The organism is Streptomyces sp. NBC_00091 (genome assembly GCF_026343185.1).
In the GTDB taxonomy this organism is placed as follows: domain Bacteria; phylum Actinomycetota; class Actinomycetes; order Streptomycetales; family Streptomycetaceae; genus Streptomyces.
This window is the reverse complement of record NZ_JAPEMA010000001.1, coordinates 2,530,972-2,553,205: the sequence shown is the minus strand read 5'-3', so window position 1 is coordinate 2,553,205 and position 22,234 is coordinate 2,530,972. Positions and strand designations below refer to the sequence as shown.

Annotated in this window: 20 protein-coding genes and 1 tRNA gene; 9 read left to right on the top strand and 12 right to left on the bottom strand. The window is 72.0% G+C overall.

The annotated features are described in order from the left end of the window. Positions 1-412 precede the first annotated feature (412 nt). The 7 genes from pheA to OOK34_RS11660 all read right to left on the bottom strand — a co-directional run bounded on the left by pheA (position 413) and on the right by OOK34_RS11660 (position 7,630). Positions 413-1,348 (bottom strand): prephenate dehydratase, encoded by a 936-nt coding sequence (gene pheA / locus OOK34_RS11690; protein ID WP_267033786.1) that lies wholly within the window; start codon positions 1,346-1,348, stop codon positions 413-415. Positions 1,349-1,390: 42 nt separating this feature from the next. Then, on the bottom strand, positions 1,391-2,674 hold the full coding sequence (gene efeB, locus OOK34_RS11685) for an iron uptake transporter deferrochelatase/peroxidase subunit (protein WP_267033785.1): 1,284 nt from the start codon (positions 2,672-2,674) through the stop codon (positions 1,391-1,393). 5 nt (positions 2,675-2,679) lie between these two features. Continuing rightward, the gene (locus tag OOK34_RS11680; protein ID WP_267033784.1) at positions 2,680-4,683 is read right to left on the bottom strand and encodes a copper resistance CopC/CopD family protein; all 2,004 of its coding nucleotides are present in this window, start codon (positions 4,681-4,683) and stop codon (positions 2,680-2,682) included. A gap of 22 nt (positions 4,684-4,705) precedes the next feature. Then, positions 4,706-5,236 (bottom strand): copper chaperone PCu(A)C, encoded by a 531-nt coding sequence (locus tag OOK34_RS11675; RefSeq protein ID WP_267033783.1) that lies wholly within the window; start codon positions 5,234-5,236, stop codon positions 4,706-4,708. Further along, entirely contained in the window at positions 5,233-5,886 is a 654-nt protein-coding gene (locus tag OOK34_RS11670) for an SCO family protein (protein ID WP_267033782.1), read from the bottom strand. The genes OOK34_RS11675 and OOK34_RS11670 overlap by 4 nt, the downstream gene beginning before the upstream one ends. A gap of 81 nt (positions 5,887-5,967) precedes the next feature. Next, entirely contained in the window at positions 5,968-6,705 is a 738-nt protein-coding gene (locus tag OOK34_RS11665; RefSeq protein ID WP_267033781.1) for a YcnI family protein, read from the bottom strand. 109 nt (positions 6,706-6,814) lie between these two features. Then, positions 6,815-7,630 carry a hypothetical protein gene (locus OOK34_RS11660; RefSeq protein ID WP_267033780.1) on the bottom strand — a complete coding sequence of 272 codons (816 nt, stop codon included), beginning with the start codon at positions 7,628-7,630 and terminating at the stop codon, positions 6,815-6,817. A gap of 251 nt (positions 7,631-7,881) precedes the next feature. On the opposite strand from OOK34_RS11660, the gene OOK34_RS11655 reads away from it, so the two are divergent. Further along, positions 7,882-8,373 carry an ATP-binding protein gene (locus tag OOK34_RS11655; protein WP_267033779.1) on the top strand — a complete coding sequence of 164 codons (492 nt, stop codon included), beginning with the start codon at positions 7,882-7,884 and terminating at the stop codon, positions 8,371-8,373. Positions 8,374-8,450: 77 nt separating this feature from the next. Here OOK34_RS11655 and OOK34_RS11650 read toward each other — a convergent pair whose 3' ends face one another. Further along, positions 8,451-9,917 carry an aminopeptidase P family protein gene (locus tag OOK34_RS11650; protein ID WP_267033778.1) on the bottom strand — a complete coding sequence of 489 codons (1,467 nt, stop codon included), beginning with the start codon at positions 9,915-9,917 and terminating at the stop codon, positions 8,451-8,453. Positions 9,918-10,091: 174 nt separating this feature from the next. Beyond that, on the bottom strand, positions 10,092-11,702 hold the full coding sequence (locus tag OOK34_RS11645; RefSeq protein WP_267033777.1) for a PP2C family protein-serine/threonine phosphatase: 1,611 nt from the start codon (positions 11,700-11,702) through the stop codon (positions 10,092-10,094). A 419-nt stretch (positions 11,703-12,121) separates the two neighbouring features. Here OOK34_RS11645 and OOK34_RS11640 point away from each other — a divergent pair, with 419 nt between their 5' ends. Together OOK34_RS11640 and OOK34_RS11635 are read left to right on the top strand one after the other, a co-directional pair. Continuing rightward, positions 12,122-12,841, top strand: a complete 720-nt coding sequence (locus OOK34_RS11640) for a bifunctional DNA primase/polymerase (RefSeq protein WP_267033776.1) — start codon at positions 12,122-12,124, stop codon at positions 12,839-12,841. A gap of 133 nt (positions 12,842-12,974) precedes the next feature. Beyond that, on the top strand, positions 12,975-13,535 hold the full coding sequence (locus OOK34_RS11635) for a hypothetical protein (protein WP_267033775.1): 561 nt from the start codon (positions 12,975-12,977) through the stop codon (positions 13,533-13,535). Between the two features lie 181 nt (positions 13,536-13,716). Here the strand turns inward: OOK34_RS11635 and OOK34_RS11630 are convergent, their stop codons facing one another. The 3 genes from OOK34_RS11630 to OOK34_RS11620 all read right to left on the bottom strand — a co-directional run bounded on the left by OOK34_RS11630 (position 13,717) and on the right by OOK34_RS11620 (position 16,415). Beyond that, positions 13,717-14,691, bottom strand: coding sequence for a DUF5926 family protein (locus OOK34_RS11630; RefSeq protein WP_267033774.1), 975 nt, complete (start codon positions 14,689-14,691; stop codon positions 13,717-13,719). A gap of 194 nt (positions 14,692-14,885) precedes the next feature. Continuing rightward, the gene (locus OOK34_RS11625; RefSeq protein WP_267036707.1) at positions 14,886-15,446 is read right to left on the bottom strand and encodes an ATP-binding protein; all 561 of its coding nucleotides are present in this window, start codon (positions 15,444-15,446) and stop codon (positions 14,886-14,888) included. Positions 15,447-15,584: 138 nt separating this feature from the next. Further along, complete coding sequence (locus OOK34_RS11620) at positions 15,585-16,415, bottom strand: glycerophosphodiester phosphodiesterase (RefSeq protein WP_267033773.1); 831 nt, start codon at positions 16,413-16,415, stop codon at positions 15,585-15,587. 242 nt (positions 16,416-16,657) lie between these two features. On the opposite strand from OOK34_RS11620, the gene OOK34_RS11615 reads away from it, so the two are divergent. The 6 genes from OOK34_RS11615 (at position 16,658) to OOK34_RS11590 (ending at position 22,228) form a co-directional block, all read left to right on the top strand. Beyond that, positions 16,658-18,214, top strand: a complete 1,557-nt coding sequence (locus tag OOK34_RS11615) for a S1C family serine protease (protein WP_267033772.1) — start codon at positions 16,658-16,660, stop codon at positions 18,212-18,214. A 116-nt stretch (positions 18,215-18,330) separates the two neighbouring features. After that, positions 18,331-19,236, top strand: a complete 906-nt coding sequence (locus OOK34_RS11610) for a LysR family transcriptional regulator (protein ID WP_267033771.1) — start codon at positions 18,331-18,333, stop codon at positions 19,234-19,236. A 99-nt stretch (positions 19,237-19,335) separates the two neighbouring features. Then, positions 19,336-19,884: a cysteine dioxygenase family protein gene (locus tag OOK34_RS11605; protein ID WP_267033770.1), complete on the top strand. Its 549-nt coding sequence runs from the start codon at positions 19,336-19,338 to the stop codon at positions 19,882-19,884. After that, a complete protein-coding gene (locus OOK34_RS11600) occupies positions 19,884-20,930 on the top strand; it encodes a YeiH family protein (RefSeq protein WP_267033769.1) in 1,047 nt (348 codons plus the stop codon). Before OOK34_RS11605 ends, OOK34_RS11600 begins: the two co-directional genes overlap by 1 nt. Positions 20,931-21,118: 188 nt before the next feature. Next, positions 21,119-22,057, top strand: coding sequence for a serine protease (locus tag OOK34_RS11595; RefSeq protein WP_267033768.1), 939 nt, complete (start codon positions 21,119-21,121; stop codon positions 22,055-22,057). 84 nt (positions 22,058-22,141) lie between these two features. Further along, a tRNA-Ser gene (locus OOK34_RS11590) sits at positions 22,142-22,228 on the top strand. Positions 22,229-22,234: the final 6 nt, after the last annotated feature.

Genomic DNA, 22,234 nt, shown 5'->3' with positions numbered 1-22,234 from the left:
TGCGGGCCGATCGATAAACCGTCCTCATTCCCCGAAAAGGGGCACAACGCCGAACGGCGGGCGGGGCCTGAGCAGGACCGGAGGGTCGCCCTTGTCCACAGGAATTCCCTCGGAGGCACTCTTATCCACAGGCTGTGCGCTGCATCTGTGGACACCGAATTAGATCAATAGGGATCCGGGAGTGGTCCGGGTCGATCAGGGTTCAAACCGCCCTCACACACTCATTCGGGTGGGAATGGCTCGCTCCAAAGAGTTGATCGGTGATACGGGGGTGACGCCGTTCACCTGACGCTCCCCAGCGCGAAACCTGGGCCACCCGGCCGATATGTCGACCTTGTCATGCCGCTCTGTCGACTTGTCCCCAGGTCCCCATCTCGCCCTGTGGATAACTCTGTGGACAGTGGACGAAGGACTACGCCCGGCCGTCGAGGCAGCGGGCCAGCCAGTCGGAGGCCGCCGTGAAATCGCCGTCGGAGGTCCCCGGCCGTGCGGCCCGTACCTCACTCAGAGCGACACCGGCGCGAGGGTAGGAACCGAGGAAGCGGACCTGGGGGCAGGTCCGCCGGAGCCCCATCAGGGCCTCGCTGACCCGGCGGTCGGAGATGTGGCCCTCGGCGTCGACGGCGAAGCAGTAGTTGCCGATCCCCTCGCCGGTCGGGCGGGACTGGATCAACATCAGGTTCACCCCGCGGACGGCGAACTCCTGGAGCAGCTCCAGCAGGGCACCGGGGTGGTCGTCGCCGAGCCACAGCACGACGGAGGTCTTGTCGGCGCCGGTGGGCGCGGCCGGCCGGGCGGGCCGCCCGACGAGCACGAAGCGGGTCTCGGCGTTCTGCGCGTCGTGGATCTCAGTGACCAGCGCCTCCAGCCCGTAGGTGGCGGCGGCAAACTCACCCGCGAAGGCCGCGTCGAACCGGCCCTCCTGCACCAGCCGGGCACCATCAGCGTTGGAGGCGGCCGACTCCCACACGGCGTCGGGCAGGTGCGTCCGCAGCCAGTTGCGTACCTGCGGCTGGGCCACGGGATGCCCGGTGACGGTCTTGATGTCCGACAGCTTGGTCCCGGGCCGCACCAGCAGCGCGAACGCGATGGGCAGCAGCACCTCGCGGTAGATCATCAGCGGCTCGCCGGAGGCCAGCTCGTCGAGCGTGGCGGTGACCCCGCCCTCCACCGAGTTCTCGATCGGCACCAGAGCCGCCGCGGCCTCGCCGTTGCGCACGGCGTCCAGGGCGGCCGGGACCGACACCATCGGGACCAGCTCCCGGGTGGCGGCTTCCGGCAGAGTGCGCAGGGCGGCTTCGGTGAAAGTGCCCTCGGGACCGAGATAGGTGAAGCGGGTGGCCGACATGCGATCAGCCTAATGCCGGGCCACCCGCCGAAGCGGCGCTGTTCACCCTTCGAGCAGGCGCTGTCCGACGTACTCCCCGTCGCGCGGCCCGGGCGGGACGGCGTACAGGCCGCTGGACTCGTGCCGGAGGAACTCCGACAGGGCGTCACCGCGGTCGAGCTTGCGCTGGACCGGCACGAACCCGCGCAGCGGATCGGCCTGCCAGCAGATGAAGAGCAGCCCGGCGTCCGGGGTGCCGTCGGGGGAGATCCCGTCGTGGTAGGAGAAGGGGCGCCGGAGCATGGCGGCCCCGCCGTTCTGCGCGGGGGCGGAGATCCGGGCGTGGGCGTTGGACGGGATGACCGGCTTGCCGTCGGCGCCGAACTTGTCCAGGGCCATCGCGGTCTTCTCGTCGCCGCCGGTCAGCGGCGCTCCGGTGGCCTTGGTCCGGCCGATGACCTGCTCCTGCTGGGCGAGGGACTGCTTGTCCCAGTCGTCGAGCAGCATCCGGATCCGGCGTACGACGGCGTACGAGCCCCCGGCCATCCAGGAGTGCTCGGCCGGCCCGGGTCCGGCCCCCGGTACGAAGATCCGCTTGTCGAAGTCGGGGTCCTTGGGCTTGGGGTTCCCGGTGCCGTCGACCTGGCCCATCAGATTGCGGGCGGTCATGGGCGAGGCCGTGGCTCCGGGGGACCGGTTGAAGCCGTTCATCTGCCACCGCACGCGGGCGGCCTCCCCGGCGTCCTTCTGTACGGCGCGCAGGGCGTGGAAGGCGACGAGGGCGTCGTCGGCGCCGATCTGGACCCACAGGTCGCCGTTGCTGCGCTGGGCGTCGAGCCGGTCCGAGGAGAAGTCGGGCAGCGGGTCGAGGGCCACCGGGCGGCGGGCGGTGAGTCCGGTGCGCTCGAAGAAGGAGTGGCCGAAGCCGAAGGTGAGGGTGAGGGAGGACGGCCCCGCGTCCAGGGCGATCCCGCTGTCGGCGGTCGGTGCGGTCTCGCCCGCCATGAGCCGCCGGGCCGTGTCGGACCAGCGGCGCAGCAGTGCGGCCGCCTCCTTGCGCCCGGCGCCCGGCGCCAGGTCGAAGGCGAGGACATGGCCCTTGGCCTGGAGCGGGGTGGTGATTCCGGCCTGGTGGTCCCCCTGGAAGGAGACCTGGGTGGCGCCGAGGGAGGCGAGGGACCCGGCGGCTCCGGGGGAGCCGGCCGGGGAGTCGGAGACCGCGGACTGTACGAGCGCGCCGCCGGTGGCGCCGAGTGCGAGCCCGGCGGCGCCCGCGGCGCCCACCGTGCCCAGCAGCCGGCGCCGGGAGATCTCGATGTCGGGGTTGCTCCCGGTGGTGTCGGTCACGCTGTTCAGCCGATCTTCACGTTCTTCTGGACGGTCGTCTGGTCGATGTCGGAGGTGCGTACGGTCACGTCGATGCGCCATTCGCCCGCGAGCGGCAGCCGGACGCCGGACGCGGTCCAGTGTCCGGCAGAGGCCCGGTCCGGGGCGAGCGGCAGGGGGCCGATCTCCTTGGCCGGGAGGGTGAAGGCGATCTTGACCTCGGGGAGGTCGAGGGGCTTGCCGTCGGGGCCGTCCGCCCACAGGTGGAGCGTGTTGGCGCCGACCCGGCCCGGGTCGAGCTCCAGCCGGAGGCTGCCCTTGCCGTTCTGGCCGCCGGTGTCGTAGGGCAGGGTGATCTTGACCGGCCGGTTGGGCACGGCGGGGGCGGACGCTCCGCCCCGGCCGGCCTCCCGTTCCACGGCGCGCCCCGGCTCGGTGCTGGTCAGGACGGTGGTGACGGCCAGCAGGACGACGGCCACACCGGCCTCGGCGAGTACGGAGCGGCGCAGGCCGGCGCGGCCCGGATCGGCGTCGCGGACCCGGGTCTCATGGGCCTTCTCACGGGCCGCGCGCTGCCGGGCGAGCTGGGCGGCCCGCTCCGGGTCGGCAGGGGCGGCAGGTTCTGCGGCATCGGCCGAGTTGGAGCCATCGGCGTTCTCGGTCGATGTTTCACGTGAAACATCGTGTCCCGCGAGCACCTTGGCCGGCTCCTCGGCCGGGACCTCCCCGAGCCGGGAGGTCCACTTCCGCGAGAGGTAGGCGATGCCGACGAGTACGGCGACGAGCGCGACCTTGATCAGCAGGAGTCGGCCGTAGCTGGTGCCCGTGAGCGCGGACCAGCTGCCGACCTGGCGCCAGGACTGGTAGACGCCGGTGACCGTGAGGACCACGACGCTGATGAAGGCGACCCGCGAGAAGCACCGGACGGCTTCCCGCTCGATGTCCGGCACCTTGCGCAGGGCGACCAGCAGCGCGGTGAGCCCGCCGAGCCAGGTGGCCACGGCCAGCAGGTGCAGGATGTCGGCCGGCATCGCGATTCCGGGCTGGATGCCGGTGGAGGCGTGCTCGGAGAGGGCCCAGGTGGCTGCGATGCCTCCAGCCACGACCGTGCCGCCGATGCCGAGCCCGAAGGCGAGGTCGCTCGTCTCCTTCTTCTCCTTGGCCTTCTCCTCGGCCTTGTCTTCGGCAGCCGCGCCGGAGGCCTTCTGGCGGCGTGCGTACGCGCCGAAGAGCACGGCGATGAAGAGGGCGGCCGCGCCGAGCAGCAGCAGCCGGGAGAGGAAGGAGGCGCCGGTCTTGGTCTCCAGGACGGCCTTGAGCCCGTCGAGGTCGAAGGCGTCGGCGAAGTTCCCCGAGCCGGTGTACGGGGTGCGCAGCGCCAGCATCGCCAGCGTGGCGGCGGTGAGGGTGACCCAGCCGCCCACGACCAGCTTCTGGAGCGGGCGCTCGGCGGAACCCCGGCGCCAGCACAGCAGGATGAAGGCGGCGCCGCCGACGAGGACGGTGAAGCCGGCGTAGGCGGCGTAGCGGGCGATGCCGTACGCGATGCCGACCGGGCCGCCGCCCACCTGCTGGGCGGGAAGGCTGACGGCGGTCGCCGAGGGGGCGCCGATGGAGAAGGTGAAGGCGCCGGAGATCGGGTGGCTGTCGGCGGAGACGGCCTGCCAGGCGACGGTGTAGGTGCCGTCCGGCAGTCCGGAGTGCAGGGCGGTGCCGTAGCGGATGGTCGATCCGCTGCACATGTCCCGCAGCTCGCCGGTGTCGACGCGCTTGCCCTGGGGGTCCAGCACGCGGATGGAGTCGTCGCCCATGGCGACCTGCTCCGAGAAGGAGAGGGTGACCTGGGCGGGCGCCGTGGCGACCACCGCCCCGTCCTGGGGGTCGCTCGCCGTGAGCGCCGCGTGTGCCGTGGCCGGGGCGGCCGCGGTGAACAGGGTCGCCAGCAGGGCTGCGAGAACCAGCGCCAGCCGCGGCAGGAGTGCCGTGGCGCGGGCGCGGGCCGAAGGAGGAGCGGGGGCGGTGGCCGTCATGGCGTGTCAGTTCCTCGGTCCGTCAGTGGGCGGTGGAGTTCTGTGCGTTGTGCGTCCGTTCCTTGACGTCCAGCTCGACCTTGACCGGGTCGGCCTTCTCGAAACGCAGCTCGATGGTGATCTTGTCACCGACCTTCGGCTGGTTCTTGAGTCCCATGAACATGATGTGGTTGCCGCCGCGCGTCAGCTTCAGCTCGCCGTTGGCGGGCACGTCCATCGACTGGACCTGCTGCATCTTCTGATCCTTGGTCTCGTGGATCTGCAGATCGTCCGAGAGCGGGCTGGTGACGGAGACCAACTTGTCGGCGGTCTTCGAGTCGTTCTTGATCACCATGAAAGCGCCGGCCATCTTGTCGTTGACCGGTTCGGGCATGAAGGCCCCGCTGACCGTCATCGTGGGCTTGGCGGCCTCGGGGGCGTCCGAGGACTTCGCGCCGGCCCCGGAGCCCGAGTCCGAGCCGGAGTCCGAGCCGGAGGAGGAGCAGCCGGATATGGCGAGCGCTGCCGTCAGGGAGAGGGCGGCGGCGAGGGTGCGGATGGTGCGGGCGTTCACGGGTTCTCTCCCTTGATGATCTTCGGCAGGTCCTTGGTGTAGTCGTCGACGGTCGTGCCCTCGCCGTAGAGGACGTAGCCCTCGTCGGTCTTGGGCGAGAACGCGATGACCTGGGCCCCGTGCATGGAGACGACGCTGCCGTCGGCCTCCTTCTTGGGGGCCTCGATACCGATGCCGAGAGATCGGGCGGCGGCCTGGATGGTGGCGAAGTCCCCGGTCAGTCCGGTGAAGGACGGATCCTGGGCCCTGAGCCACGCGCCGAGGGAGTCGGGGGTGTCCCGTTCCGGGTCCGTGGTGACGAAGACGACCTGGAGCTTGTCCTGGTCCGCCTTGGGGAGTGCCTTCTTGGCGACGGCGACGTTGCTCATCGTCAGGGGGCACACGTCGGGGCAGTTGGTGTAGCCGAAGTAGATGAGCGTCGGCCGTCCCTTGGTCTGCTCGCGCAGGTTCCACGGCTTGCCGGTGGTGTCCGTGAGGACGAGGTCCGGCTTGTCGAAGGGGCGGTCGAGGACGGTCGCGGTACCGGCCTTCTTCTGGCCGGTGATCTGGGTGACCGAACCGGTGTTCTCGGCTTTCTCACTGCCACAGGCGGTGAGGGTGAGCGCGGTCGCCACCGCGAGGGCGGCGACCGTCACACGTGTGGTGCGCATGAGGAAATGTCCCTGGGATCGGGGAGGGGGCGGACGTCGTGGAGAACGACTGTGGAACTACAGGACGGGGGGCCGGACGCCTCAGGAGGCGCGGCGGCGCGAGGCGATGCCGAAGGCGACGCCGCCGAGACCGATGACGATGCCCACGATGCCGAGCGCGCGTGCGGTCGTGTCGGAGGCGCTCTTGGCGGCCTCGTCGTGCCCGTCCTTGTCGGTGCTCTTGTCGTTCTTGTCGGCGTTCTTCGCCCCGTCGGCCGGCTTGGCGGCACTGTCGTGGTGGTCGTCCCCGCCCTTGGCGGCGATCAGCTTCAGCACGGGCGCCGGGGTCTGCGGCTCCGCAGCACCCTCCTTGGGCTCCTCGATCCAGCGGACGACCTCGTTGTTGTCGTAGGTCTGGATGGCCTTGAAGACCATCTTGTCGGCGTTCTCGGGAAGCTTGCCGACGGAGACCGGGAACTGCTGGAACTTGCCCGGCTCGATCTTGCCGCCGGTCCAGGTCACCTTGGTGACGACCTCGTTGATCTGCTTGCCGTGCACGGTCAGCGGCTTGTCGAGCTTGGTCTTCTCGACCGTCGACGTCCAGCCCGGGAGCTCCTGCGGCATGACGGACGTGAGCGGCTGGTCGACCGGGAAGTTGACCTCGAGCTGGGTGGTCGAGGCGTTGTCGCGCTCGTTGGGGACCTTGAAGTTGATCGTCGCGTAACCGCCCTTGGTGGCCTCGCCGGGCTGCACGCCGACGTGCGCGAAGGCGGTACCGGACAGGGCGAGGACGGCGCCGGCGGCGAGGGCGGCGGCGAAGGAGACGCGAGAGGTCTTCATGGCAGTAACACTCCACGGAAGCAGTGATGACGGTGGCTCCGCGCACGGCGCGCGCGGAGGTCGCAGCACCGGTGCTCCCGCTGGGTGTTCCGGGGAGTGGGGTGCCGCGTCAGGCTGCGAGGGCGAGCGCGGCCGACGGCGGCCCGCGCCGGATCACGGTGTGCAGCAGCGCGTCCCGGCCGGTGGCGGCGGCGGGCACGGCAGCGGTCCGGCGGGCCCGGGGGCCGCGCGCGGGCGCGCCGGGGAGTCCGGCGGCGAGGGTCCGTACGAAGGCCAGCGCGGCGCGCAGCGGACGTACGGGATCGGCTTCGGCGGAGAGCCGGGACAGTTCGACGAGCCGGAACAGCGCGGCATCGCCCCGGCCCAGCAGCCAGCCGACCGCGAGCGCGGCCAGCAGGTGCCCGGTCAGCATGGCCGGGCTGAACAGGCCGATCGCCGGTGCTCCGGCGCCGTCGGCCAGGTGGGCGTGGGCCATGTGGCCCTGCGCGGCAGCCTGGGCGGCCACGGCGGCCGGGTCGAGTCCGGCGGTCTCCAGGATCTGCCGGGCGTCGGCCGGGCTCAGCGGTACGGAGTTGCCCCCGCAGACCAGCTGGGCGGCCAGCGCCGCGATCGAGGTGTCGGCGTCGGTGACCGGCGCCTGGGCCGCGGCGGCGCTGTGCTGGCCGAGGCCGAACAGCGAGTGCAGCCCGAGCTGGCCGGCGGTGAGCCCGGCGGCGATGCCGGGCAGCGAGCGCCGGCGTCCCGCGAGGGGGACCGCGATCGCGAAGACGGCGACGAAGGCCAGTGCCAGGGCCCACCACGGCACGGTCGCGCAGGAGGCCACGGCGTGGCCGGCTGCGGACAGCACGACGCAGACCGCGGTGAACACCGCGGCCCGGGTCATCCGGAGACCTGCTCCGGCGCGTGTCGTGTGGGTGGCAGTCATGGCCGGGCCATCATCGCACTGCGCTTAGGCCCTGCCTACGGCAGGTGCTGGAGGGACCCTTGGGTTCCGGTGCCCCGTCGGCGTGCGGTCCGTGCCGGGTCAGCCCGAGGTCAGTTCCCGGACCGCTTTCCGACCGTGCCCTGACGGCGTCCTGACGTACACGGCCGCCCGGCAAGCCCGCATCGGCCGAATGAGGGCTCTGCCGGTTCCCGGGGGCTTACGGCTCGGTACGGGAGGCAATAGGTAACCGTATGAGCATCTGGTGGTCTCTCCACTTGAGGCGCGAAGCCGCGAGCGTGCCGCTCGCCCGGCGGCTGCTGCTGGGGACGATGGAGACCGCGGGGGTGGAGCCGGACATCTGCTACGACCTGTCGGTCGCGCTGAGCGAGGCCTGCGCGAACGCGGTGGAGCACGGCGGCCTTGGCGGCGGCCCCGGCGAAGGCCCCGGCGGCGCTCCTGCCGGCGGTGTCCCGGACGGGACCGAGGCGTACCACGTCACGGCCTATCTGGACGGGGACCGCTGCCGCATCGAGGTGACCGACTCGGGCCCGGGTTTCCCGCCCTCGACGGTGGCCCGCCGCAGATCCACCGGCTCCTGCCTGGCCGAGGACGGCCGGGGACTGCACCTGATCGCGGAACTCGCCGACCACGTCCGCTTCCGCAACCGGCCGGGCCGGGGGGCCGTGGTGAGCTTCGACAAGATGCTGAAGTGGCGCGACGACGCGCTGCTGCGGGTGTCTTAGGCGTCTTGGGGCCCGGCTACGACGGTGGGCGGGAACCGGATCCGGTTCCCGCCCACCGTCACGCACGAGCGCCGGCGTCAGCCCTTGAGCCGCGCCATCCACGCCTCGACCTCGACCGAGGTGCGGGGCAGCCCGGCCGACAGGTTCCGGTTGCCGTCCTCGGTGACGAGGATGTCGTCCTCGATCCGGACGCCGATGCCGCGGTACTCCTCGGGCACGGTCAGGTCGTCGGCCTGGAAGTACAGACCGGGCTCGACGGTCAGGCACATGCCCGGCTCCAGCGTGCCGTCGACGTACGCCTCGGTGCGCGCGGCGGCGCAGTCGTGGACGTCCATGCCGAGCATGTGACCGGTGCCGTGCAGGGTCCAGCGGCGCTGCAGACCGAGCTCCAGGACCCGCTCGACCGGGCCCTCCAGCAGGCCCCACTCGACGAGCTTCTCGGCCAGCACGTGCTGGGAGGCGTCGTGGAAGTCGCGGAACTTGGCGCCCGGCTTGACGGCGGCGATGCCGGCTTCCTGGGACTCGTACACCGCGTCGTAGATCTTGCGCTGGATGTCGCTGTACGTGCCGTTGATGGGCAGCGTGCGCGTGACGTCGGCGGTGTAGAGGGAGTGCGTCTCCACGCCGGCGTCGAGCAGCAGCAGGTCGCCGGAGCGGACGTCGCCGTCGTTGCGGACCCAGTGCAGCGTGCACGCGTGCGGGCCGGCGGCGCAGATGGAGCCGTAGCCGACGTCGTTGCCCTCGACGCGGGCGCGCAGGAAGAAGGTGCCCTCGATGTAGCGCTCCGAGGTGGCCTCGGCCTTGTCGAGGACCTTCACGACGTCCTCGAAGCCGCGGACGGTGGAGTCGACGGCCTTCTGCAGCTCGCCGATCTCGAAGGCGTCCTTCACGGCGCGGGCCTCGGAGAGGTAGACGCGCAGCTCCTCGTCGCGCTCCTTGGTCACCTTGTCGGTGAGGGCGGCCTCGATGACGGAGTCGTGGCCGCGGACGGCCCGGACCGGGCCCTCGGCCTCGGTGAGGGCCTCGGCGAGCTTGCGCACGTCCTTGGCGGGGATGCCCAGGAGCTGCTCGGCCTCGGTGAGGGAGTGGCGGCGGCCGACCCAGAGCTCGCCCTGGCCGGACAGCCAGAACTCGCCGTTCTCCCGGTCGGAGCGGGGCAGCAGGTAGACGGTGGCCTGGTGGCCGGTCTCCCCGGCGGGCTCCAGGACCAGGACGCCGTTCTCGGTCTGGTCGCCGGTGAGGTACGCGTACTCGGTCGAGGCGCGGAAGGGGTACTCGGTGTCGTTCGAGCGGGTCTTCAGCCGGCCGGCCGGGATCACCAGGCGCTCGCCCGGGAAGCGCGCGGACAGCGCGGCGCGGCGCTCGGCGGTGTGGCCGGCCTGGGCGATGGGCTCCAGACCCCGCAGTTCGGTGTCGGCCCAGCCGCTGCGCATGTTCTCCGCGAGTTCCTCGCTGACGCCCGGGTACAGCGCGTTCTTGCGCTGCTTGTGCTTCTTCTGGGGCTGCTCTTCTTCCGGGGTCTCCGGGGTGAGCTCGTCAGCCACGTCATCTCCTCAGCTGCTACGACATGCAAGGACCGGGTACGGACCTCATCCATCGTATGTGCGGAGGGAAGGCCCCCGGCTTGACTTGTGACATATCAGTCAAACCGGGCGCAGGCCTCGGCGGGCGGCCGTCGGGCGGCCGGGCTGGGGTGTCAGAGGGGGAGGGAGCGGTTGTCAGTCGAACCGGGCCGCGAGCAGTACGACGTCCTCGGACTCCTCGGCCGCGGCGGCCCCCTCCTCGGGCAGCACCGTCTTCAGGATGTGCTCGCAGATCGCCGCCGGGTCCTCCCGCGCGCTCCGCGGCACCCCCGCGGCCGCCGCGTGCAGCCGGGCGTAGGCCCGGTCCATGGGGTCGCCGGTACGCCGCAGCAGCCCGTCGGTGTAGAGAAGCACCGTTTCTCCGGGCGCGGGCTCGATCTCCACGCTCGGCGCCTCCCAGCAGGCCAGCATCCCCAGCGGAGCCGAGAGGGAGGTCTCCACGTACTCGGTGCGGCGCTCGCCGATGAGCAGCGGCGGGGTGTGCCCGGCCCCGGCCAGGATGATCTTGCGGGCGGCGGGCTCGCAGTACGCGAAGAGCGCGGTCGCCGCGCGCGCGGGCTCGGTCAGGCGCAGCAGCAGCTCCAGGTCGGACAGGACCGCGACGGGGTCCTCCCCCTCCATGACGGCGTACGCGCGCAGCGAGGCCCGCAGCCGGCCCATCGCGGCGACGGCGCTGGGACCGGAGCCGGTGACGGACCCGACGGCCAGCCCCATGGCGCCCTCGGGCAGCGGCAGCGCGTCGTACCAGTCGCCGCCGCCGTGCGGCCCGGTGCGGTGCAGGGCGGCGAGCTGGACGCCCGGGATCCGGGGCAGCCGGCTGGGCAGCAGTTCCTCGGAGATGGTGGCCAGGCGGTCGCGCGAGCGCGTCACCTCCACCATCCGGGCCAGGTGCTCGGCGGCGTGCCGGACGTACAGCCCGACGAGGTCGCGCTGACGCTCGCTCGGCTCGGCCTGCTCGTCGTACAGCCAGACGGCGGCGCCGAGCCGGCCGGTGGCGTCGGCGGTCAGCGGGAGCGCGTAGCTGGCGGCGTAGCCGAGGCGTGCCGCGACCTCCCGGTGGCGGGGGTCGACGGGGGGTTCGTAACCCCCGGTGCCGGGGAGCGCCGCCGTGCCCGGCTCGGGGAGCACCTCGGAGCCGCCGTGGGCGTCGGGGAGTCCGTCGAGGATGCGGCCGTACGAGGTGGCGCTGCGCGGCACCGTCTCGATGTGCCCGAGGTCCGCGCGGCCCAGGCCGAGGCCGATGGTGGTGGCGGGGCCGAGGCCGTCGGAGGGCTCCAGGACGACCAGTCCGCGGCGGGCGCCGACGAGGGCGGCTCCGGCGCGCAGGAACTCCCGGAGGGAGGAGTCGAGGTCACCGGCCCGGGCGAGGCGCTCGGTGAGCTCGTGGAGGGTGGTGAGGTCGGAGACCATGCCCGCCAGCCGGTCCTGGATGATGCTGCTGGCCGGGGGCGGAACGCCCTGGGCGGGGGCGGTCCGGGCGGAAGGGGAGCCGGTGGCGGTCCCTGGCGCGGCCGTGGCCGTGGACGTGGATGTCGCGGGAGTGGAACCGGGCGTGGGCGCCGCAGTGTGCGCGGACGCTGTAACTGCTGGATCGATTCCAGCCACTTTCGGCAGATGCGGGGCGCTCATGGCGTCCGCCTTTCCACCTGGTGCGATTCGCCATATAGCATCGCAAACCCCCAGATCGTGCTGCGCCGCCATCAATGGATCCACATCTACACGCACACAAGGATCGATGTCCAGCATTGCCCAGGCGGGAATACTGGTGTCCGTGGGACGGCAACTCACTGTCCAGCCGGGGCTAAAACTTGGCCGGAAAAAGCGGGAAGCGGACGGTTTTTGCGATCGACTGGACGGGCGCTCCAGGGGCTCCGGGTACGTAATCGATGGTGCCCGGGGTCAGTTGACGCCTCCCGGTGCCGCCGGGAACCGCCCGGCGCGGGCCGTCGTCCTTAGCGGCGGCAGCCGGTCTCGACACCGGTGCGGGTCGCCCGGACCGCTCGCTCCGGGTCCCCGCCGGACGTTTGACGGACCCGTAAGAAAACTGCACGAACCGTGTGAACCTGCTTCTGGCGGACAGTGACGCGAAACGTGTACGTGTGGTGAAACACCGGTTACATGGTGTGATGTGGCCCTCGGCGTTCAACGGAAAGGAACGAGCGCTCATGCGCGAGATCCTCGGAAGGCGTCTCCAGCGGCTCCGCGATCGCTTGAAATTCCCGCGAGCTGCCTCCCGCTCCGTCGCGGCGGGCGCGGACGGCGCGGCCGCTTCCCTTCTCGACGGCGCGCTGACCTGCGCCACCGCCTGGCAGTGGCCCGTACTGCCGGGCGTGGGCCGGGCCGGCGCCGACAGCGCGCGGTGCGCCTGCCCCGACCCCGACTGCGTGGTGCCCGGCGCGCATCCCTTCGACCCCGGGCTGCTCGCCGCCACGACCGACGCCCGGATGGTGGCCTGGTGGTGGGCCCGGCGGCCGGCGGCCCCGGTGCTGCTGGCCACCGGCGGGACCGCGCCGTGCGCGGTGAGCCTGCCGGCCGGGGCGGCCGCGCGTGCCGTCGTACGGCTGGACGCGCAGGGCATGCGGCTCGGTCCGGTCGTCGCCACCCCCACCCGGTGGTCGCTGCTGGTCGCGCCGTACTCGCTGGAGCGGCTCGGCGAACTCCTCTACGCGAAGGACCACGTGCCCTCCTCGCTGCGCTTCCACGGCGAGGGCGGCTACCTGTTGCTGCCGCCCTCCGCGGCCAGCGGCGGCGGACAGGTCCGCTGGGAGCGGGAGCCGGAGCCCGGCCCCGAGGGGCTGTGGCTGCCGGAGGTCGAGGCGGTCGTGGACGCGCTCGTCGAGGCGAGCAGCGGTGCGCCCGGCGGCGGCAGCCGGCTCGCGTACTGACCGTCCCGGGGCCCGGCCACCCGCCGGCCGGGCGGCCGTCGCATCACTCGTACGGGTGCCAGCGCGACGAGTTTCCAAGGGAATTGGGCGCGGGGATCTCCGCGCCCCTTTCCCGCGTCGCTATCTTCGGCGAATGAATCTCCGCCTGATCGGTATCGGCGCCGGTGTGCTGATCATCTTGTCGCTTCCCCTGGCCGGAGCGATCGCCGGGCCGGATTTCGCCGGTCAGGGTGACGGAAAAGGCGGGGGGTTGCTCTCCTCGCTCGGCCTTTCCCACTCCTCCCGTACGCCGGATGCGGCGCGGCCCGCCGCCGGCCCCGAGCGCCCCGGTCCGGCCGAACAGCCCCGCACCGATTCCCGCTGCGGACCCGAACTCTCCGCCCCCCAGGGCCTGGAGGCGCAGACCTGCGTCCTGGAGAGCGCGGGGCAGACCTGGGGCCGCAGTTACTACCGCAACACGAGCGGGCGCGCGCTGGACGCCGTACTGACCGTGATGGGGCCCGCCGGGCGGACGGTGCAGATCCGCTGCGCGGTGGGCGCGGGGGACGAGCCGGGGCTGTGCGAGACGCCCCGGGGTGATTCGGCGGGGGCACCGGATGACTACTCGGCCGTAGCGGAGTTTGCAGTTCCGGATGATGAAGGGCGACTGCTGCTTCGGTCCGGGAGCAACTCACCGGCACCGGGCGACGGTTGAGCGCCACCGGAAAGACAAGGGCCCGGTCGCTGGCGACGGGGGATGCACCAGCGACCGGGCTACAAGAACGGTAACAAGAGATCGCCTGTTCGCAAATTCGATCTCTGATATTCAGACATCGATTTGCAGGCGATTAGCGGGAGTTGTGACCCCAGTCACCGGACCCGTACGTGTCCGTGCGTCAGCTGAGCGTCACCTGGCGGTTGGTGAGACCGCCGCGCGCCCGGCGCTCCTCGGTGGTCAGCGGGGCGTCCGTGGCCAGGGCCGCGGCCAGCCGCTCCGCGAGCTCGGCGGCGGGCTTCTCCACGTCCTCCGCGGAGACCCCGGTGGGCAGGTCCCAGACGGGAACCATCAGGCCGTGGGCGCGGAAGGAACCGACGAGCTTCGTGCCCTCGCCGAGGGAGGACGTGCCCGCCGCGTGCAGGCGCGCGAGGGCGTCGAGGAGCTTCTCCTCGGGCTGCGGCATGACCCAGCGCAGGTGGTTCTTGTCCGGGGTCTCGCACCAGTAGGCCGCGTCCACGCCCGTCAGCTTGACGGTCGGGATGGCGGCGGCGTTGGCGCGCTCCAGCGAGGCGGCGATCTCCGGGGAGGCGTTCTGGGCGCTTTCCGCCTCCGGAATCCAGAATTCGAAGCCGGTGTGCACAACCGGCTCGAAAACGCCGTCCAGGTCCAGGAGATCCTGAAGTCGGGGACCCTCGGCCGGCACCCGGCGGGCCGGTACCGGGGTGCCGGGCTCGGCGACGAGCGCGCGCTCCAGGGTGTCGGCCATGTCGCGGGCCAGGTCCCCGGAGGTCGAGTCGTTCTGGAGGCCGAGCAGGACCGAGCCGTCCTCGCGCCGCAGGGCGGGCCAGGCCATGGGCAGTACGGTCACCAGCGTGACGGACGGAACGCCCTCGGGCAGGCCGCCCTTGAGGGTCAGCGGGATGGTGGCCGCGGGGACCAGCTCGCGCAGCGCGACCCAGTCGCACTCGCCCGGCAGTCCCTCGAACGGGCGCTGCACGTGCTCGGTGACGGCGTGCGAGGCGGCTGCGCCGTGGCAGGCCTTGTAGCGGCGCCCGGATCCGCAGGGGCAGGGCTCGCGCGCGCCCACCACCGGGATCTCCCCGTTGTTGAGCTGCGGCTTCGCGGTCTTCGCGGCGGGGCGCTTCTTGGCCATCGTGGGTGTCTCCCGGTTGCGGCGGTACGGCGGTGTCTCTGGGCGCGAGCCTAGCCGTTCGTACCGCCGGAACCGGTGGGGTGCGGCCGGGAGCACGGTCGGCGTGCGCTCCCGGACGGCCGCCCGTGCGGATGACCGGTACTGCGGGTGCTGAAACTGCGGGGTACTGCGGGGTAATGCCGGCCGGATCCGGTTCACGGATCCAGGTCGTCGAAGGCCGATGCGAAGTCCATCGCCGGGGCAGTGACGCGCGTAGCGAAATCCTCGTGCCGGGGCCCCCGGGCGACGATCACCCACACGGTGACCTCACCCGCCGCTCCGTCCCGGACACCCCAGTCCTGGGCCAGGGCGCTGATGATGTTCAGCCCCCGGCCGCCGTGCGCGGTGACCGAAGGCGTGGCCGGGATCGGGCGGGTGGGGCCGCCGCCGTCCGTGACCTCGACCGTCAGCCGCCCCGCGGTGTCGACGCGCCAGGCGGCGCGTATCTCCCCGTCCCCGACCTCCCGCTGGCCCAGCGGCCGGCCGTGCCGGCAGGCGTTGCTGAGCAGTTCGGAAAGGATCAGTACGGCATCGTCTACGACCGATTCGGACAGGCCGCTCATGCGCAGTTGTTCGCGCATCCGGTGTCTCGCCTCGCCCACGCCCGCAGGACCATGGCGTATGTCCATGCACGACGACGTGGGCACTTCCTGTGCCATCACCAACGCCACCCCCGGAACCTCCTTAGCCCCACGCCATGGTCTGGATGCCCCAATGGCCTGGACCGGAAACCGCCATGACGAGGCCCTCTGGCACCGTCATGACGCATTCGTGACCGTCGGATGCGGAGCGGATGCGCCGGTGCACTCCCTGTCACGCGCGGGGTTCGTGTGACGGGTGGGCAAAAGGGGACGTCAGCGCCCGAGTTGTGACAGAACCTGACGTGGCCTGTTCGTGATGATCGCTTCTACACCCAGATCAGCGCATAGCTGAACATCTTCCGGATCGTTCACGGTCCATACGTGTACGGAGTGCCCCGCGGCCTGGAGCTTGCGGATGAAGCCGGGGTGGCTGCGCACGATCCGCATCGCCGGGCCGGCGATCCGTACCCCGGCGGGCAGCCGCCCGTCGCGCATCCGGGGCGAGACGAACTGCATCAGGTACACGGTCGGCACCGTCGGCGCGGCCGCCCGGACCCGGTGCAGCGAGCGGGCGGAGAAGCTCATGATCCGGACCGGGTGCGGGCCGCCGGCGGGCGGGGAGTCCAGCCCGAAGCGCTTGAGGAGGAAGAGGAGGCGCTCCTCCACCTGTCCGGCCCAGCGGGTGGGGTGTTTCGTCTCGATCGCGAGCTGGACGGGCCGGGGCGCGTCGGACACCAGCTCCAGCAGCCGTTCCAGGGTGAGTACGGAGGTGCGCTCGGGGTCCGCGTCCCAGTCGGGGGACTCCTCGCGGTCCTTCCAGGAGCCGAAGTCGAGGGCGGCGAGGTCGGCCAGCTCCAGGGCGGAGACGGCGCCGCGGCCGTTCGAGGTGCGGTTCACGCGGCGGTCGTGGACCAGGACCAGGTGGCCGTCGGCGGTCAGCCGGATGTCGCACTCGAGGGCGTCGGCGCCGTCCTCGATGGCCTTCCGGTAGGCGGCCAGCGTGTGCTCGGGGGCGTCCTCCGAGGCGCCGCGGTGGGCGACGACCTGGATGGGGCGCGGCGTTGCGTGGGTCACCCGGTCATGGTGCCACCGAGGAGGCCTCATGCGTCGGGGTGACTCCTGGGGGTGCGTTCGATATGTCGGATATAAAGGATGGAGGGAGACGCACAGGTCCGGCTTACAGTGCCCTGACGGGTCATGGGAAAGGCTTTGCCCTGGAACTTGTACGGCACGTCGAACGTTCAGTCGGACCGATGCCAGGTGGGTGTCGGGCCGGTTTCGCCTGAGATGTCCAGTCCTGTGCAGCCGTGTAAGCCGTAAGCCGTGTGTGACGAGGAGAGAGCGCTGTGAGCACCGAGAACGAGGGCACCGCGGCCCCGACGCCCCCCGCGGCCCCGTCCGCACCCCCTGCGCCGGCCGCCTCCGCCCCCGACCCGGCTCAGGTTCCGGCCGCGCCCGCCCCGGTGGCCCCCGCGGACCAGGGGCCCGCGCCCGTCGCCCCGGCCGGGCCCGCCGCCCAGGTGGCCCCCGCGCCGGCACCGGCTCCCGTGCCGGGTGCCGAGCAGACCCAGCAGCTCCCGCCCACCCCGGCCGCCCCGCCGGCCGCGCCCCCGGCCTACGGCTACGGGCAGGCCCCGGCCCCGGCCCCCGCGCAGGCGGCGTACGGCGCCGAAGCCTGGCCCCCGCCGCCGCCCGCGGTCCCCGCGTACGGCGCGACCGGCGGCCACGGCGGCGGTGTCTGGGGCGTCCCGCTCGCCACCGACGGCACCCCGCCGTCCAAGCCGAAGGGCAAGGGCGGCCTGGTCGCGGCCGTCCTGGTGGCGGCCCTGCTCGCGGGCGGCGTCGGCGGCGGCGTCGGCTACTGGGCGGCCGAACGGAACAACGGCGGCGGCTTCGGCTCGACCACCATCAGCGCGGGCAACACCCCCAAGGACCTCAAGCGCGACGCGGGCTCCGTCGCGGGCCTCGCCGCGACCGCCCTGCCCAGCGTCGTCACCATCGAGGCCTCGGCCGGGGATGGCGAGGGCGGCACCGGCACCGGCTTCGTCTACGACCAGCAGGGCCACATCCTCACCAACAACCATGTGGTGGCCTCCGCCGCGAACGGCGGCAAGCTCTCGGCGACCTTCTCCGACGGCAAGAAGTACGAGGCCGAGGTGGTCGGCCGCGCCCAGGGGTACGACGTGGCCGTGCTCAAGCTGAAGAACCCGCCCACGGGCCTCAAGCCGCTGCCGCTCGGCGACTCCGACAAGGTCGCGGTCGGCGACCCGACCATCGCGATCGGCGCCCCCTTCGGCCTGTCCAACACCGTCACCACCGGCATCGTCAGCGCCAAGAACCGCCCGGTGGCCTCCGGCGACGGCTCCGGCGGCAAGAACTCGTACATGAGCGCCCTGCAGACGGACGCCTCGATCAACCCGGGCAACTCCGGCGGCCCGCTCCTCGACGGCCGCGGCGCGGTCATCGGCATCAACTCGGCGATCCAGTCCGCCGGCAACGGCGGCTTCGGCGGCGGCCAGGCCGGCTCCATCGGCCTCGGCTTCGCCATCCCGATCAACCAGGCCAAGAACGTCGCGGAATCGCTGATCAAGACGGGCAAGCCGGTCTACCCGGTGATCTCGGTCTCCGTGGACCTCCAGGCCAAGACGGACGGCGCCAAGATCTCCGAGCAGGGCGCGCCCGCCAACGAGCTGGTCGACCCCAACGGCCCGGCCGGCAAGGCGGGCCTCAAGCCCGGCGACATCATCACCGAGTTCGGCGGCAAGCCGGTCGACAGCGGCCCGACGCTGATCAGCCTGATCTGGACGCACAAGCCGGGCGACACGGTGAAGCTGACCTACCTGCGCGGCGGCAAGCCGAACTCGGTCGACATCACGCTCGGCTCGCGCGTCGGCGACAAGTAGTTCGGCGACAAGTAGGCGTTCGGCACTCGGACGACCACTCGACAGTGGCTTGATGGGAGGGGCCGTGGGCGGGATTCCGCCTACGGCCCCTCCCAATATCTGCTTATGCTTCGCTGGTGTTCGATTCACGGCACATACGGACATTCCACGAAGTGGTCGCTGCGGGCTCGTACTCGGCGGCCGCTCGCGTCCTGGGCTACACCCAGCCCGCGATCACCCAGCAGATGAAGGCGCTCGAACGCGCTGTCGGCACCCCGCTGTTCACCAGAGTGGGCCGCCGGATGAAGCTCACCGAGGCCGGTGAGTCCCTGGCTAGGCACGCCGAGTCCATCCTCGGCAGCCTCTCCGCCGCCGAGGCCCAGCTGAAGGCGTACACACGGCTGCGCACCGGGCGGGTACGGGTCTGCGGTTTCCCCAGCGCCAATGTCACCCTCGTCCCGGAAGCCCTCAGCGGACTCGCCAAGAACCACCCCGGTGTCCAGGTCGAGCTGCTGGAAGGGGAGCCCCCCGAGTCCCTGCGCCGGCTCCAGCGCGGCGAGTGCGACATCACCCTCGCCTTCACCTACCCGGGCCTGCACGAGGAGATCCCGGAGGAGGTCGCCGAGGTCAGGCTGCTGGAGGACCAGCTGACGGTGCTGCTGCCGACCGGCCACCCGCTGGCCCGGCGCCGGGCCGTGCACCTCGCCGACCTCGCCGAGGAGCGGTGGATCGCGGGCTGCCCGCGTTGCCGGGCGAACCTGCTGCACGAGTGCGCGGAGCTGGGCTTCGTCCCCGACATCCGCTTCGCCACCGACGACAACCTGGTGGTGCAGAGCCTGGTCGGGCAGGGTCTGGGCGTGGCGATGATGCCCGCCCTGGTGCTGCCCTCGCTCTCCCTCAGCCGGGTCTGCGGGCGGGTGCTGGAGCCCGCGGCCCGTCGGCACATCGCCGCGTACGTCTACCGCGACCATCTGCGGATCCCGGCGACGGCGGTGGTGCTGGACGAGCTGAAGCGGGTGGCGTCGAACCGGATCGGCTGCTGACCCGGCTGCTCCAGCAGGACTCGATCCATAAGCAGTGCTTGGGATTTCAGGTCATAACTGTCGTTGGACGTGATGGATGCGCCGACGGACGCTGCTTCCATGACCACCACCACGCCGGCCCGTACGACCACGAGGATGGCCGCCCTCGTCAGTGAGATCCGCAGCGTCGTGGACCGGGGCCTGGCCCCCGACCTGACCGCCTACCTGGTCGGCGAGCGGCTCGCCCCGCACCTGGGCGCGCCCGACCTGCTGACCGCCGCCCAGCAGGAGGGGGACCCGGAGCGGTACCGGCAGCACGTCCTGCACGCCGAGCCCGACGGCAGCTTCTCGGTGGTGGCCCTGGTCTGGCTGCCCGGCCAGGAGACCTGTATCCACGACCACGTGTCGTGGTGCGTGGCCGGGGTCCACCAGGGCGAGGAGAGCGAGCGCCGCTACCGGCTCTCGCCGGGCGCCGGTGTCGCGCGGCTGGTGGCCACCGAGGACGTGGTCAACGGCCAGGGTGACGTCTGCGGCTTCGCCCCGCCGGGAGACATCCACAAGGTGCGCAACTCCTGCGGCACGAAGGCGATATCCCTGCACGTGTACGGGGCTGACGTCTCCCGGCTGGGCACGAGCATACGTCGCGTCTACACGCTTCCCGTCGACTGATGGCCCTCCTCCACCGCCCCCAGAGCGAGGCGGTCCGGCATGTTTCACGTGAAACATCCACTCCGTGGCCCGGGTTGGCGGCCGCCGCGGCCGGAGCCCTCGTGGCCTGGTGCGTGCACCTGCTGGTCCCCGCCGTGCCGATGCTGACCGCCTCGGTGGTCCTCGGGATCGCGGTGGCCCACCTTCCCGGTCTACGCACGGTCGTACGCGGACCGGCCCGCCCGGGCCTGTCCCTGGCCGGCCGGCGGCTGATGCGGATCGGCATCGTCCTGCTGGGCCTCGGCCTGGGCCTGGACCAGGTGCTCCGGCTGGGCTGGGCGACGGTGGCGATGGTGACCGGGGTGGTCGCGGCCACCTTCTTCGGCACGGTCTGGCTGGGCCGCCGCCTCGGACTCCCGGGAGACCAGCCCCTGTTGATCGCCACCGGGTACTCGATCTGCGGGGCCTCGGCCATCGGCGCGGTGAGCGAGGTGTCCGGCAGTGACGAGGAGGACGTCGCCGCCTCGGTGGCGCTGGTCACCCTGTGCGGGACGCTGGCCATCGCGGTACTCCCGTTGCTGCAAGGGCCGTTGGGGCTCTCTGATCCCTCCTTCGGCCGGTGGGTGGGGGCGAGCGTCCACGATGTCGGCCAGGTGGTGGCGACGGCCCAGACCGCCGGCCCCGGAGCGCTCGGCGAGGCGGTGCTGGTCAAGCTGATGCGGGTGGCCCTGCTGGCCCCGCTGGTGGCCGCCGTGGCCTTCTCGATGCGGGCCCGGCGGCGCGGGGTGCGCACCTCCTCGGGGCGGCGGCCGGCTCCGGTGCCGCTGTTCGTCGCCGGGTTCCTGGCGGCGGCCGCGCTGCGGGCCACGGGGCTGCTGCCCGGCGTGGCGCTGGAGTGGGCGCACACGGCTCAGGAGGCCCTGCTGGCAGCGGCGTTGTTCGGGCTGGGGAGCGCGGTGCACCTGCCGACGCTGGCCAGGACCGGGGGGCGGGCCGCGGCGCTGGGGCTCGGGGCCTGGGTGATGGTGGCCGGAGTCTCGTACGCGGGGGTCCTCCTGACCTCATGACGGTTGGACACATGGGGAGTTGGCCATTTCCTGGCCGGAACCGACCGAACGTCCGGACTGCCCCCTGACATCTCGGGGCCCTCGTGCGACTCTGCCCCCGCAAGCCGAACAGCCGATCCGCACCGACAGCTCTTCACCCCCACCCTGCCCGGGGCCTTCCGGCACGGGCACGGCAGAAGGAGTCCTGCGTGAATCGTCATCGCACGGCGGCGTCCGTCCTCCTGGCCGCGGGCGCCCTGCTCGCGGGGGCCCTGACGGCGGCCTCGCCCTCGGCGGCGGCCGAGTCGCCCGCCTCGTTCCGGCCGCAGCAGACCCCCGGCTTCTGGACCGCCGAGCGGATGCGCCAGGCCACCCCGCTCGATGTGACGGCGGCCCCCACGGGAGCCCGTAGCGCGCCCTCGGCAGCGGACCGCCCCACCCTGGTTCCCCCTACCTCCCCCACCGCGTTCCCGCAGGCCGGCGGCGCCTGGACGGGCGGCGGGGCGGTGGTGAAGACCTCGGGCCGGGTGTTCTTCACCTTCCAGGGCCGTACGGCCTCCTGCTCGGGCGACTCGATCACCAGCCAGAACGGCAGCACGGTCATCACGGCCGGCCACTGCGTGAAGTACCAGGGCGCCTGGCACACCGACTGGATCTTCGTCCCGGCGTACGACAACGGCAACGCCCCGTACGGCCAGTGGCCGGCGACCAAGACCTTCGCCACCGACCAGTGGGCGGCCTCCGAGGACATGAACATGGACGTCGGCCTCGCGGTCGTCGCCCCGCTGAACGGCCAGAAGCTCAGCCAGGTCGTCGGCGCCCAGGGCCTCCAGTTCAACGGCGGCTACAACAAGAGGATGTACTCCTTCGGCTTCCCCGCGGCCGCGCCCTACGACGGCACCAAGCTCGTCTACTGCAGCGCCAACACGGGCAAGGACTTCCTGCTGACCAAGGACCACAGCATGGCCTGCAACATGACGGGCGGCTCCAGCGGCGGCCCCTGGTTCCAGGACTTCAACGAGTCCACGGGCCTGGGCACCCAGGTCTCGGTGAACAGCTTCGGCTACACCTTCCTCCCGAACACGATGTTCGGCCCCTACTTCGGCAACGAGGCCAAGGCGGCCTACGACAAGGCCCAGACCTCCTGACCCCGCCGACCGCCCTCCCCCACCTCCCCGGGCCCGAAACACCAGCCCCACCCACCCCCACATCCCGGTACTCTGTACCGGCCAGGTGGGTTGCCCGAGCGGCCTAAGGGAACGGTCTTGAAAACCGTCGTGGCAGCGATGTCACCGTGGGTTCAAATCCCACACCCACCGCACCAC

Excerpts from the sequence above, each read along its gene's own strand:
- OOK34_RS11680 (WP_267033784.1), bottom strand. The coding sequence starts at position 4,683 with ATGACGGCCACCGCCCCCGCTCCTCCTTCGGCCCGCGCCCGCGCCACG.
- OOK34_RS11630 (WP_267033774.1), bottom strand. The coding sequence starts at position 14,691 with ATGGCCAAGAAGCGCCCCGCCGCGAAGACCGCGAAGCCGCAGCTCAAC.
- OOK34_RS11620 (WP_267033773.1), bottom strand. The coding sequence starts at position 16,415 with ATGAGGCCTCCTCGGTGGCACCATGACCGGGTGACCCACGCAACGCCG.
- OOK34_RS11665 (WP_267033781.1), bottom strand. The coding sequence starts at position 6,705 with ATGAAGACCTCTCGCGTCTCCTTCGCCGCCGCCCTCGCCGCCGGCGCC.
- OOK34_RS11670 (WP_267033782.1), bottom strand. The coding sequence starts at position 5,886 with ATGCGCACCACACGTGTGACGGTCGCCGCCCTCGCGGTGGCGACCGCG.
- OOK34_RS11645 (WP_267033777.1), bottom strand. The coding sequence starts at position 11,702 with ATGCTGGACATCGATCCTTGTGTGCGTGTAGATGTGGATCCATTGATG.
- OOK34_RS11600 (WP_267033769.1), top strand. The coding sequence starts at position 19,884 with ATGGCCCTCCTCCACCGCCCCCAGAGCGAGGCGGTCCGGCATGTTTCA.
- OOK34_RS11635 (WP_267033775.1), top strand. The coding sequence starts at position 12,975 with ATGAATCTCCGCCTGATCGGTATCGGCGCCGGTGTGCTGATCATCTTG.
- OOK34_RS11660 (WP_267033780.1), bottom strand. The coding sequence starts at position 7,630 with ATGACTGCCACCCACACGACACGCGCCGGAGCAGGTCTCCGGATGACC.
- OOK34_RS11655 (WP_267033779.1), top strand. The coding sequence starts at position 7,882 with ATGAGCATCTGGTGGTCTCTCCACTTGAGGCGCGAAGCCGCGAGCGTG.
- pheA (WP_267033786.1), bottom strand. The coding sequence starts at position 1,348 with ATGTCGGCCACCCGCTTCACCTATCTCGGTCCCGAGGGCACTTTCACC.
- OOK34_RS11640 (WP_267033776.1), top strand. The coding sequence starts at position 12,122 with ATGCGCGAGATCCTCGGAAGGCGTCTCCAGCGGCTCCGCGATCGCTTG.
- OOK34_RS11605 (WP_267033770.1), top strand. The coding sequence starts at position 19,336 with ATGACCACCACCACGCCGGCCCGTACGACCACGAGGATGGCCGCCCTC.